13 protein-coding genes and 1 riboswitch are annotated in these 12,444 nt (G+C 62.3%); of the genes, 1 reads left to right on the top strand and 12 read right to left on the bottom strand.

Features of this window, described 5'->3' with window-relative positions:
* Positions 1-10 precede the first annotated feature (10 nt).
* The 12 genes from nuoK to AC1RTB_RS21925 all read right to left on the bottom strand — a co-directional run bounded on the left by nuoK (position 11) and on the right by AC1RTB_RS21925 (position 10,674).
* A complete protein-coding gene (gene nuoK, locus AC1RTB_RS21980; protein WP_492880988.1) occupies positions 11-319 on the bottom strand; it encodes an NADH-quinone oxidoreductase subunit NuoK in 309 nt (102 codons plus the stop codon).
* Between the two features lie 2 nt (positions 320-321).
* Positions 322-942, bottom strand: a complete 621-nt coding sequence (locus tag AC1RTB_RS21975) for an NADH-quinone oxidoreductase subunit J (RefSeq protein ID WP_492880987.1) — start codon at positions 940-942, stop codon at positions 322-324.
* A 128-nt stretch (positions 943-1,070) separates the two neighbouring features.
* Positions 1,071-1,562 (bottom strand): NADH-quinone oxidoreductase subunit NuoI, encoded by a 492-nt coding sequence (gene nuoI, locus AC1RTB_RS21970; RefSeq protein WP_055970601.1) that lies wholly within the window; start codon positions 1,560-1,562, stop codon positions 1,071-1,073.
* A complete protein-coding gene (gene nuoH / locus AC1RTB_RS21965) occupies positions 1,562-2,605 on the bottom strand; it encodes an NADH-quinone oxidoreductase subunit NuoH (RefSeq protein ID WP_492880986.1) in 1,044 nt (347 codons plus the stop codon). The genes nuoI and nuoH overlap by 1 nt, the downstream gene beginning before the upstream one ends.
* A gap of 8 nt (positions 2,606-2,613) precedes the next feature.
* Entirely contained in the window at positions 2,614-4,695 is a 2,082-nt protein-coding gene (gene nuoG, locus AC1RTB_RS21960; protein WP_492880985.1) for an NADH-quinone oxidoreductase subunit NuoG, read from the bottom strand.
* Between the two features lie 78 nt (positions 4,696-4,773).
* The gene (locus tag AC1RTB_RS21955; protein ID WP_492880984.1) at positions 4,774-5,472 is read right to left on the bottom strand and encodes a helix-hairpin-helix domain-containing protein; all 699 of its coding nucleotides are present in this window, start codon (positions 5,470-5,472) and stop codon (positions 4,774-4,776) included.
* Between the two features lie 86 nt (positions 5,473-5,558).
* Positions 5,559-6,866: an NADH-quinone oxidoreductase subunit NuoF gene (gene nuoF / locus AC1RTB_RS21950; RefSeq protein ID WP_492880983.1), complete on the bottom strand. Its 1,308-nt coding sequence runs from the start codon at positions 6,864-6,866 to the stop codon at positions 5,559-5,561.
* Positions 6,867-6,877: 11 nt separating this feature from the next.
* The gene (gene nuoE / locus AC1RTB_RS21945) at positions 6,878-7,924 is read right to left on the bottom strand and encodes an NADH-quinone oxidoreductase subunit NuoE (protein WP_492880982.1); all 1,047 of its coding nucleotides are present in this window, start codon (positions 7,922-7,924) and stop codon (positions 6,878-6,880) included.
* Positions 7,925-9,115, bottom strand: a complete 1,191-nt coding sequence (locus tag AC1RTB_RS21940) for an NADH-quinone oxidoreductase subunit D (protein WP_492880981.1) — start codon at positions 9,113-9,115, stop codon at positions 7,925-7,927.
* Positions 9,116-9,124: 9 nt separating this feature from the next.
* Positions 9,125-9,730, bottom strand: coding sequence for an NADH-quinone oxidoreductase subunit C (locus AC1RTB_RS21935; protein ID WP_492880980.1), 606 nt, complete (start codon positions 9,728-9,730; stop codon positions 9,125-9,127).
* 6 nt (positions 9,731-9,736) lie between these two features.
* Positions 9,737-10,318 (bottom strand): NuoB/complex I 20 kDa subunit family protein, encoded by a 582-nt coding sequence (locus tag AC1RTB_RS21930; protein WP_476786604.1) that lies wholly within the window; start codon positions 10,316-10,318, stop codon positions 9,737-9,739.
* Positions 10,309-10,674, bottom strand: coding sequence for an NADH-quinone oxidoreductase subunit A (locus tag AC1RTB_RS21925; RefSeq protein ID WP_476786605.1), 366 nt, complete (start codon positions 10,672-10,674; stop codon positions 10,309-10,311). The genes AC1RTB_RS21930 and AC1RTB_RS21925 overlap by 10 nt, the downstream gene beginning before the upstream one ends.
* A 343-nt stretch (positions 10,675-11,017) precedes the next feature.
* Here AC1RTB_RS21925 and AC1RTB_RS21920 point away from each other — a divergent pair, with 343 nt between their 5' ends.
* Complete coding sequence (locus AC1RTB_RS21920; protein WP_492880979.1) at positions 11,018-12,244, top strand: winged helix-turn-helix domain-containing protein; 1,227 nt, start codon at positions 11,018-11,020, stop codon at positions 12,242-12,244.
* Positions 12,239-12,444: riboswitch (cobalamin riboswitch) on the top strand. Its footprint overlaps the gene before it by 6 nt.

Genomic DNA, 12,444 nt, shown 5'->3' with positions numbered 1-12,444 from the left:
CTTGACCCCGTCAGCCCTTCATCATGTTGACGTCTTCGACCGCGATGGAGCCGCGGTTGCGGAAGAATACGACCAGAATGGCAAGCCCGATTGCCGCTTCAGCAGCGGCGACCGTCAGCACGAACAGCGCAAACACCTGGCCGACGAGATCGCCGAGCTGAGCGGAGAACGCCACGAAATTGATGTTGACCGCGAGCAGGATCAGTTCGATCGACATCAGGATGACGATAACGTTCTTGCGGTTCAGGAAGATGCCGAACACGCCAAGCGTGAACATGATCGCCGAAAGCGTGAGATAGTGCCCGATGGTGACAACCATGATCAGATTCCCTTGCCCGTCTCGACTTTCTTGATCTCGATCGCGGTCGCCGGGGTACGGGCGACCTGAGCCGAGATGTTCTGGCGCTTGACGTTCGGCTTGTGGCGCAGCGTCAAGACGATGGCGCCGATCATGGCGACCAGAAGCACGAGGCCGGCGATCTGGAAGAAGTAGATGTAGTTTGTGTAGAGGATGTCGCCGAGCGCTGCCGTGTTGTGGCGCGTGGCGATATCAGGCGTTGGCTGAGCCACCGCGGAGCCGAGCTTCGGCACGAACGCATAGCCGCCGGTCACAACGATCAGCTCGGCGGCCAGGATCAGGCCGACGAATGCTCCGATCGGCGCATACTGCAGAGCGCCCGACTTGAATTCGGCGAAGTCGACGTCGAGCATCATGACGACGAACAAAAACAGCACCGCCACCGCGCCGACATAAACGACGAGCAGGATCATCGCCAGGAACTCGGCGCCGGTCAAAAGGAACAGACCCGCCGCGTTGAAGAACGTCAGGATCAGGTAGAGCACCGAGTGAACCGGGTTGCGCGCCGAAATGACCATGAAGGCCGACGCCACCGCGATGAAGGCGAAGAGGTAGAAAAATACCGCTTCAAGTCCGTTGAGCATGGGTTCCCCCGGTTTTCCTTTCGGGCAGTACGCGTCTGCGCCCTGCCCTGTTCACGTCCTTGCTCCGCCTCCGGTGCAGGTCGCGCGTTCCTTAGACGAGCCGGCTTGGCCCGTCCATTGTTCAAGCCTCAGCGATAAGGCGAATCCATCGCGATGTTGCGCGCGATCTCGCGCTCCCACCGGTCGCCATTCGCAAGCAGCTTGTCCTTGTCGTAGTAAAGCTCCTCGCGCGTTTCCGTCGCGAATTCGAAGTTCGGCCCCTCGACGATGGCGTCGACCGGGCATGCTTCCTGGCAAAAGCCGCAATAGATGCACTTCACCATGTCGATGTCGTAGCGCACAGTGCGGCGGGTGCCGTCGTTGCGGCGCGGGCCGGCCTCGATAGTGATGGCCTGCGCCGGGCAGATCGCTTCGCACAGCTTGCAGGCAATGCAGCGCTCTTCGCCGTTGGGATAGCGGCGCAAGGCATGCTCGCCACGGAAGCGCGGGCTGACCGGACCCTTTTCATGCGGATAGTTCAGCGTCGCCTTGGGAGCGAAAAACTGGCGCATTGACAAGAAGAAGGCGCCGACGAAGTCCTGCAAAAGCAGCGATTTGGCGGCTTGGGCTAGCGCGGACATTATGCCATTCCCGTAAGCTTGAGGAAGGCGGCGGTAATAACGACCATCGCCAGCGAAATCGGCAGGAACACCTTCCAGCCCAAACGCATCAACTGATCATAGCGGTAACGCGGCACGAAGGACTTCACCATGGCGAACATGAAGAACACCATGCAGACCTTGAGCACGAACCAGATCACGCCAGGCACCCAGGTGAAGGGCGCGAAGTCGAAGGGCGGCAGCCATCCGCCGAGGAACAGGATTGTCGTCAGCGCGCACATCAAAACGATCGCGACATACTCGCCGAGGAAGAACAGCAGGAACGGCGTCGACGAATATTCGATCATGTGACCGGCAACGAGTTCCGACTCGGCTTCCACCAGGTCGAAGGGCGGCCTGTTCGTCTCGGCCAGTGCCGAGATGAAGAAGATCACGAACATCGGAAACAGCGCGAGCCAGTTCCAGTCGAGGAACGTGTTGGGCAGGCCGAGCCGCGTGCCGAGGCCATCGCCCTGAGACAAGACGATGTCGGTCAGGTTGAGCGATCCGGCGGTGAGCAGCACGCAGACGATGACGAAACCAATCGAGACTTCGTAAGACACCATCTGGGCCGCCGAACGCAGTGCGCCGAGGAACGGGTATTTCGAGTTCGAGGCCCAGCCGCCCATGATCACGCCATAGACCTCGAGCGAGGAGATGGCGAAGACATAGAGGATGCCGACATTGATGTTGGCGATCGCCCAGCCTTCATTGATCGGGATCACCGCCCATGCCGAGATCGCCAGCACCGCCGAGACGACCGGGGCGAGCAGGAACACGCCCTTGTTGGACCCGGACGGAATGATCGGTTCCTTGAAGACGAACTTCAAAAGATCGGCGAATGCCTGCAGCAGGCCCCAGGGCCCGACGACGTTCGGGCCGCGGCGCAGCTGTACGGCCGCCCAGATCTTGCGATCGGCATAAAGGATGTAGGCGACGAAGATCAGCAGAACGACGATCAAAACGACCGACTTCAGCAGGATGATCAGCGCCGGCAGGACGTAAAAGGAGAAAAAGGTATCCATGACAGCCTTTACTCCGCCGCCTGCTTGAAGCCGTTTTTGGCCAGTGCCGAACACTCGGCCATCACCGCCGACGCGCGAGCGATCGGGTTGGTGAGATAGAAGTCCTTCACGGCAGAGGTGAAGGCGCCCTTGTTCAGCCGGCCGCCGAGCTTGGCGACCTTGGCAATGTCGTCACTGTCGCCAGCCTCGATCTCGTCGATGCGGGCAAGATGCGGGAACTCCGCATAGAGCTTGGCGCGCAGCTGCGGCAAGGAATCGAAGGGCAGCTTGTGGCCGAGCACGTCGGACAGCGCCCTGAGGATCGCCCAGTCTTCCTTGGCCTCGCCCGGCGCGAAGCCGGCGCGGTTGGTCTGCTGCACACGGCCTTCGGTGTTCACATAGGTGCCCGACTTCTCGGTATAGGCAGCAGCCGGCAGGATGACGTCGGCGCGATGTGCGCCGGTGTCGCCATGCGTGCCAATGTAAACGACGAACGCGTTCGCGGCCTTGGCCAGATCGAGTTCGTCGGCACCGAGCAGGAACAGCACATCGGTCTCGCCGAGCATGCCGGCAACGTTCTTGCCCCCCTCGCCCGGCACGAAGCCGACGTCGAGGCCGCCGACGCGGGCGGCTGCGGTGTGAAGCACGGCAAAGCCGTTCCAGTCGGCACGGCTGGCATTGACCGCCGTCGCGAGCTTGGCAGCCTGGCCGAGCACGGCGGCTCCATCGGCACGCGCAATCGCGCCCTGGCCGACGATGATCAGCGGATGGGTCGCCTTCTTGAGAACCGAGAAGAACTTGCCATTGCCGTCGGCCAGATCCTTGAGCGTATCAGGTCCCGAGCCGAGCTGTTCGTAGTCGTAGCGCGTGTCGCCGATCTCGCCGATGACGGCGACCGGCACATTGGCGGCGCGCCAATGCTTGCGGATACGGGCGTTGAGCACCGAAGCCTCGAAGCGCGGGTTGGCGCCGATGATCAAGATGGCGTCGGCCTGCTCGATGCCTTCGATGGTCGGGTTGAAGATGTAGCTTGAACGGCCGAGCGAAGGATCAAGTGCTGCACCATCCTGGCGGCAGTCGATGTTCGCGGAACCGAGCGAAGAGATCAGCTGCTTGAGCGCATACATTTCCTCAGTCGTGGCGAGATCGCCGGCAATGGCGCCGATACGGTCAGCCGAAGTCTTGGCGACAGCGCCCTTGATCGCAGCGAAGGCCTCAGGCCAGGTCGCCACTGCCAGCTTGCCGTCCTTGCGGACGTAAGGCCGGTCGAGGCGCTGGGTGCGCAGCCCGTCCCAGATGAAACGGGTCTTGTCGGAAATCCACTCCTCGTTCACCTGCTCGTTGATGCGCGGCATGATGCGCATCACTTCGCGGCCACGCGTGTCGACGCGGATGGCTGAACCGACAGCGTCCATCACGTCGATGGATTCGGTCTTGGTCAGCTCCCACGGACGCGCCTGGAAGGCATAAGGCTTCGAGGTCAAGGCACCGACCGGGCACAGGTCGATGACGTTGCCCTGCAGCTCGGAGGTCATTGCCTGCTCGAGATAGGTGGTGATCTCGGCGTCCTCGCCACGGCCGATCAGGCCGAGCTCGGAAATGCCGGCCACTTCGGTGGTGAAGCGGACGCAGCGCGTGCAGTGAATGCAGCGCGTCATGATCGTCTTGACCAGCGGGCCGATGTTCTTGTCTTCGACCGCGCGCTTGTTTTCATTGTAGCGCGAACCGTCGAGGCCGAAGGCCATCGCCTGGTCCTGCAGGTCGCATTCGCCGCCCTGATCGCAGATCGGGCAGTCGAGCGGATGGTTGATGAGCAGGAATTCCATCACGCCTTCGCGGGCCTTCTTGACCATCGGCGTGTTGGTGAAAATCTCAGGCGTTTCGCCGTTCGGGCCCGGACGCAGGTCGCGCACGCCCATGGCGCAGGATGCCGCCGGCTTGGGCGGTCCGCCCTTCACCTCGACAAGGCACATGCGGCAGTTGCCGGCGATCGACAGCCGCTCGTGGAAGCAGAAGCGCGGCACTTCCGCGCCAGCCTCTTCCGCAGCCTGCAGCAGCGTATAGTGGTCGGGTACCGAAATCTCTTTCCCGTCGACCTTAAGCTTTGCCATAGCGCCTCAAATCCCGCGGATGATCCGCATTCCGTCCTGCAAGGGGCGCGGCCTGCGCTGCGCCCCGAAATCCACAATTCACGCGGCGGTCTTGCCGCCGGCAAGCGTTGCCGCCTGCCCGACCCAGTCGTCGCGACCGATCCGGCCCTTGAAGCCGAGATAGTCGTCGGCCCAGGCCACTTCTTGCGCCGTCCAGCCTGCGATCTGGCCGTAAGTCCAGATGCCAAGACCGTTCAGCACCTGCTCCAGCTTCGGCCCGATGCCGGCGATCGCCTTCAGATCGTCAGGCGCATCCGGCCGTTCGATCGATGCCGGCTGCCTGAAATCCTCAGGTTGAAGCCCCACCGGCGCTTCAACAACCGCAACCTCGGCAACAGCCTGTTCGACCGCAGCAGCCACCGGCTTGGCTTCGGCCTTCTCCAGCTTGCGCGCCAGGCTCTTCACCTCGGCGATCAGCGAAGCCGTGCTGGCCTCAGCCCTTTTCGCTGCCTTTTCAGGCTTAATGTACGAAGCACCGCTGAAATCGCCGAAGTCAGGCGAAAACAGCCGCTGCGCAGCCTCCGATGCACCAGTCACGGCCCCGATCCAGACGCCCATGGCGTGACTGGCGAGGCCGACACTCAATGCGGAAGCAGCAGCGATTCCGGCGGCGGGATGCACCATCAGATTTGCCGTACCGGCAAACTCCTTGGGCAGCATCGCCACGAAGTCCCTGTTCATCTGCTCCAAACGTTCCATCTCAGGCACTGCACTTTCGGGAATGGGAAATGTCGACATTGGTAGCTCCTTGTCGCCTTCGCCGTTCGCCTCTGCCTCGTCGTTTCCTATTTCGGACCTTAGGTCCGCACTTTCTGACTTAACCCTTACTCAGCCGCCGCCAGCACCGGCTCGGCGCGATGCGAATTGCGCGAGAACTCGTCGATACGCCGCTCGATTTCCGGGCGGAAGTTGCGGATCAGGCCCTGGATCGGCCATGCGGCCGCATCGCCCAGCGCGCAGATCGTGTGACCTTCCACCTGCTTGGTGACGTCGAGCAGCATGTCGATCTCGCGCTTATGCGCTTCGCCACGCACCAGACGCTCCATGACGCGCCACATCCAGCCGGTGCCCTCGCGGCACGGCGTGCACTGGCCGCAGCTCTCATGCTTGAAGAAATAGCTGAGACGCGCGATCGCCTTCACGATGTCGGTCGACTTGTCCATGACGATCACGGCAGCCGTGCCGAAGGACGACTTACGCTCGCGCAGACCGTCGAAATCCATCGGGCAGTCGATGATGTCCTCGGCCTTGACGAGCGGGCACGACGCGCCGCCGGGGATGACAGCCAGAAGGTTGTCCCAGCCGCCGCGAATGCCGCCGCCATGCTTTTCGACCAGCTCGCGGAAGGTGATGCCCATGGCCTCTTCGACCGTGCAAGGCGTGTTCACATGGCCAACCAGCATGAACAGCTTGGTGCCGACATTGTTGGGACGGCCGATGCCGGAGAACCAGGCAGCGCCACGGCGCAGGATGGTCGGCGCAACGGCGATCGACTCGACGTTGTTGACCGTCGTCGGGCAGCCATAGAGGCCGACATTGGCCGGGAACGGCGGCTTGAGGCGCGGCTGGCCCTTCTTGCCTTCAAGGCTTTCGAGCAGCGCGGTTTCTTCGCCGCAGATGTAAGCACCGGCACCGTGATGGACGTAGATGTCGAAATCGTAGCCGTTCTTGTTGTTCTTGCCGATCAGCTTGGCCTCATAGGCCTCGTCGATGGCGCGCTGCAGCGCTTCGCGCTCACGGATGAACTCGCCACGCACATAGATGTAGGCGGCAACTGCACCCATGGCGAAACCGGCAAGCAGGCAGCCCTCGACCAGCGTATGCGGGTCATGGCGCAGGATGTCGCGGTCCTTGCAGGTGCCGGGCTCGGATTCGTCGGCATTGATGACGAGATAGGACGGGCGGCCGTCGGCGTTCTGCTTGGGCATGAACGACCATTTGAGACCGGTCGGGAAGCCGGCGCCGCCACGGCCGCGCAGGCCCGATGCCTTCATCTCGTTGATGATCCACTCGCGGCCCTTGTCGATCAGGCCGGCGGTGCCGTCCCAATGTCCACGCGCCATCGCTCCGGCCAGCGACTGATCGAAGCGGCCGTAGATGTTGGTGAAAATGCGGTCCTTGTCTTCAAGCATGTTCTTGCTCCTCAGACCGGCTTCTTGCCGAAGACGCGGATGTATTCGGCCTCACCGCCCTTGGCGAGCGCCTTGGCCTGCTTGACCCAGTCGTCACGTTCGATGCGACCATGAAAGCTCAGATAGCCGTCGACCCACTCGCGCTCCGCCTTCTTCCACGACGCCACCTGGGCGAAGGTGAAGATGCCGAGCTCGTGCAAGGTGCCCTCGATCTTCGGACCGACGCCCGAGATCAGCTTGAGGTCGTCGACAGCAGCCGGCCTGGCGATGCCGGCCGGACGGTTCTTGTCTTCCAGCGACGGCTTGACCGGCGCGGCATCGGCCTTGGCCGGCACGGCAGCAACAGCGGCAGGCTTTGGCGCTTCGGCCTTCGCCAGCTCGGCGCCAGCCTTAGCAGCCTTGGATGCGGCCTTGGCTTCCTTGTCGCGGGTGGTCTTGAGCACACCCTTCTCGTCCGTGAGCGAGGTGAACCCGGTCAGCGGCGCGGAGAAGACGCGGCCGGTCTGCGGGCCGGTCTTGACCTGCTCGCCCTTGCCCGCCTCGAACTGGTCGATGATCTCGGCCAGCCGTTCCGGCGTCAGGTCCTCGTAGGTGTCCTTGAAGATCATGACCATCGGTGCGTTGACGCAAGCGCCGAGGCACTCGACCTCTTCCCACGACAGAGTTCCCGCCTCGTTGGTGTGGAACTGGTCGTGATGGATCTTCGAGCGGCACACGTCCATCAGCTCTTCCGAGCCGCGCAGCATGCAAGGCGTGGTGCCGCAGACCTGGATATGGGCGCGCGTGCCGACCGGCTTGAGCTGGAACTGGGTGTAGAAGGTCGCCACTTCCAGCGCACGGATATAGGGCATCGCCAGCATGTCGGCGACGTGCTCGATGGCAGCCTTCGTCACCCAGCCGTCCTGCTCCTGCGCCAGCATGAGCAGTGGGATGACGGCCGACTGTTCGCGGCCCTTGGGGTACTTCTTGATCCAGGTTTTCACCTGCGCGGTCATCGCCTTGTTGAAGGCGAATGACGCTGGCTGGACGCTGGCTTCTGCGAGACGGCGGACTGACATTTAGCGGTCGACCTCACCAAACACGATGTCGAGGGAGCCAAGAACGGCTGAGATATCCGCAAGCATGTGGCCGCGGCACAGGAAATCCATCGCCTGGAGATGGGCGAAGCCCGGCGCGCGCAGCTTGCAGCGGTATGGCTTGTTGCTGCCGTCGGAGACGAGATAGACGCCGAATTCGCCCTTGGGCGCTTCGACGGCTGCGTAGACCTCGCCGGCCGGCACGCGGTAACCTTCGGTGTAGAGCTTGAAGTGATGGATCAGCGATTCCATCGAACGCTTCATCGCCTGGCGCTTCGGCGGAACCACCTTGCCGTCCATGTTCGAGACAGGACCGGTGCTTTCCTTGCCGAGCAGAAGGTCGACGCACTGGCGCATGATCTTGGCCGACTGGCGCATCTCTTCCATGCGGATCAGGTAGCGGTCGTAGCAGTCGCCGTTCTTGCCGATCGGGATGTCGAATTCCATCTCCGAATAGCATTCGTAGGGCTGGCTCTTGCGCAGGTCCCAGGCAGCGCCCGAACCGCGAACCATAACGCCCGAAAAACCCCAGGCCCAGGCGTCGTCGAGCGAAACCACGCCGATATCGACGTTGCGCTGCTTGAAGATGCGGTTGGGGGTCAGCAGATCGTCGAGGTTCTTCACCGTCTGCAGGAACGGGTCGATCCACTTGCCGATGTCTTCGACCAGCTTCTGCGGCAGGTCCTGGTGGACGCCGCCCGGCCGGAAATAGGCCGCATGCATGCGCGCGCCGCAGGCCCGCTCATAAAACACCATCAGCTTTTCGCGCTCTTCGAAGCCCCACAGCGGCGGGGTCAGCGCGCCGACGTCCATCGCCTGCGTCGTGACGTTGAGCAGGTGCGACAGGATACGGCCGATCTCGGAATAAAGCACGCGGATGATCTGGCCGCGCTTGGGCACGTCGATGCCAAGCAGCCGCTCGATCGCCAGCGAGAACGCATGTTCCTGGTTCATCGGTGCGACATAGTCGAGCCGATCGAAATAGGGGATCGCCTGCAGATAGGTCTTCTGCTCGATCAGCTTTTCGGTGCCGCGATGCAACAGGCCGATATGCGGATCGACGCGATCGACGACTTCGCCGTCGAGTTCCAGCACCAGGCGCAGAACGCCGTGCGCCGCCGGATGCTGCGGGCCGAAGTTGATGTTGAAATTGCGGACGGAGGTTTCAGCCATTTCGGCGCCTCAATTCGTCTTGGCTTTTTCGTCGCCCGGCAGCACGTAGTCGGTGCCTTCCCAGGGAGACAAAAAGTCGAAATTGCGGAATTCCTGCTTGAGCTCGACCGGCTCGTAGACGACGCGCTTCTGCTCGTCGTCGTAGCGAACCTCGACAAAGCCGGTGAGCGGGAAGTCCTTGCGCAGCGGATGGCCTTCAAAACCGTAGTCGGTCAACAGGCGACGCAGGTCGGGGTGGCCGGAAAACAGGATGCCGTACATGTCGTAGGCCTCGCGCTCGAACCAGTCGGCACCGGGGTAAACCGATGTCACCGAGGGAACCGGCGTGTCTTCGTCGGTGCTGACCTTGATGCGGATGCGCAGGTTCTGGTGCGGCGACAGCAGATGATAGACGACGTCGAAGCGCTTGCGGCGCTGCGGATAGTCGACACCGGCCGCATCGATGAACGACACGAACTGGCACTGCACATCGCTGCGCAGGAAAGTCAGCACATCGACGATATCGGCCGCCTTCACCGTCAGCGTCAGTTCGCCATAGGCGACAGCACTATCTTCGATGTCCGCGTCGAGCTTTTCCGCAATGTAAGCGGCGAGGTCGTTCAGGGCTTCACTCATCTGGGATCACCGCTCAATCGTGCCGGTGCGGCGGATCTTCTTCTGCAGCATCAAGATGCCGTAGAGCAGCGCTTCGGCGGTCGGAGGACAGCCGGGCACGTAGATGTCGACGGGCACGACGCGATCGCAGCCGCGCACCACCGAATAGGAATAGTGATAATAGCCGCCGCCATTGGCGCACGAGCCCATCGAAATGACGTAGCGCGGCTCAGGCATCTGGTCATAGACCTTGCGCAGGGCCGGTGCCATCTTGTTGGTCAGCGTGCCGGCAACGATCATCACGTCGGACTGGCGCGGAGAAGCGCGCGGCGCGATGCCGAAACGCTCAGCGTCATAGCGCGGCATCGAGATGTGCATCATCTCGACAGCGCAGCAGGCCAGACCGAAGGTCATCCACATCAGCGAGCCGGTGCGCGCCCAGGTGATCAGCGCCTCGGACGAGGTGACGAGGAACCCCTTGTCGGAAAGCTCGCTGTTCAGGTCGCCGAAGAAGGCGTCGTCAGAACCAATGAGCTTGCCGGTGTTCGGATCGATGATGCCTTTCGGCTTCGGTGCGATCAGGGTGCCGGAGGCGTCGTTCAATCCCATTCCAGCGCTCCCTTTTTCCACTCATAGATGAAGCCGATGGTCAGCACGGCCAGGAAGATCATCATCGACCAGAAACCGAGCATGCCGATCTTGCTGAAGGACACCGCCCACGGAAACAGGAAGGCGACCTCGAGGTCGAAGATGATGAACAAGATGGAGACCAGATAGAAGCGAATGTCGAATTTCATGCGCGCGTCGTCAAACGAGTTGAAGCCGCACTCGTAGGCAGAAAGCTTCTCCGGATCCGGATTGCGATAGGCGACAAGGAAGGGCGCCGCGATAAGCGCAATGCCGACTAGAAGCGCCACACCGATGAAGATGACGATGGGCAGATACGAACTCAAGAGAGCGTTCATGCTGCGAATTCCGTTGGTGGCCTATCCACCCAGATTTACAGCACGATGTCCGTTTCCGGAAGCGCGACAGATTCTCGCCGAGCCGGACGAAACGGTCGTGCTGCAATGCGGCGACGGTTAGCGCAGGCGGTCGGGCGAAGCAAGTCCAACCTTGTCCAAAAGGAGGCAAACCCCACCGCTGGACCAAAATCCTGCGTGTGTGGCTCCTATTTGATTTCCTTCGTCTTTTACTCCACTTTTATCTCCTGACAAGTCTGGAACCGCAGACCTGCTAGCATTTGCAGCACCGATCGATTCTCGTACCCTTGCGTCACCTCACGACAGACTGCGATAGCTTGCCGCAATGAAGGAAAAAATCTCACTTCCGACCGCTCGCCGCATCGCCCTTGCGGCTCAGGGCTTCACCGACCCGCGCCCCACGGGCACAGTCACGCGACGTCACCTGCAGCGTGTGCTCGACCGCCTCGGCCTGTTTCAGATCGACTCGGTCAGTGCCGTGGTGCGCGCCCACTACATGCCGCTTTATTCGCGACTCGGCCCCTATCCCTTGGCGCTGCTCGATGAGGCCATGCAGTCGCGCAAACGGCTGCTGTTCGAATATTGGGCGCATGAGGCCTCGCTGCTGCCGCTTGAGACCTATCCACTGATGCGCTGGCGCATGGCACGAGCCGAGGACGGGATGTATGGCGGGCTTGCCAAGTTCGGCCGTGCGAACAGGCCCTATATAGAGGATATATTCCGCCAGGTGGTTGACCGTGGCCCGATCGCCGCTTCCGACATCGAAGGCGCCAAGGGCTCCGGCGGCTGGTGGGGATGGAGCCAGGAGAAGCACGCCTTCGAATGGCTGTTCTGGGCCGGGCGCATCACCACCCATTCGCGCCGCGGTTTCGAGCGGCTTTACGATCTGCCCGAGCGCGTATTGCCCTCGGCTATCTACGACCTGCCCGTCCCTGCCGCAGCCGACGCCCATCGCGAGTTGCTGCGCATCTCGGCCCGCGCCCATGGCGTGGCGACGGCTGCCTGCCTGCGCGACTATTTCCGCCTGTCGCCCGCCGACATGAAAGGCCGCCTCGAAGAGCTGGTCGAAACGGGCGAACTGATTCCCGTCCGCGTCGAAGGTTGGGACAAGCAGGCCTATCTCCACGCCTCGGCCCGCATTCCGCGCAAGGTTCAGGCCCGCGCGCTTCTCGCGCCGTTCGATCCGCTGGTGTTCGAACGCAGCCGCGCCGAAAGCCTGTTCGGCTTCCGCTACCGAATCGAGATCTACACTCCGGCCGAAAAACGCCAGTACGGCTATTATGTGCTGCCCTTCCTGCTTGGCGAACGAATCGTTGCCCGCATCGACCTCAAGGCCGACCGCCCCGCCGGTGTCCTGCGCGTCCATGCTGCTTACGCGGAGCCTTGTGCCCCGCCCGAAACGGCAGCCGAGCTCCATGAAGAGCTGAAGCAGATGCGCGACTGGCTCGGCCTCGAGCGTATCGAGGTCACACCAGCCGGCGACCTCGGCCCCGCACTGAGCGACATTGCGGGTCGCTCCCTCACGTTGACTCCACCCCTCGCGAAAGCCTAAATCGACCCAGACGGTCTCCTCCCGGCAAGGGGAGGAGCTAAGAGGGAATGCGGTGCGGCGCTTTTGGCGTCAAATCCGCGGCTGTCCCCGCAACTGTAAGCGACGAGCCAAGGCCAGTAACCACTGGGGGTCCTCCCGGGAAGGCGGCACGAAGGCGACGACTCGCGAGCCAGGAGACCTGCCGTCTGAAACATTGATCC

The sequence above is a fragment of the Aminobacter sp. GW821-FHT11F06 genome, assembly GCF_058808215.1.
The sequence above is the reverse complement of the archived record's forward strand: the minus strand, read 5'-3'. Positions and strand labels throughout refer to the sequence as shown.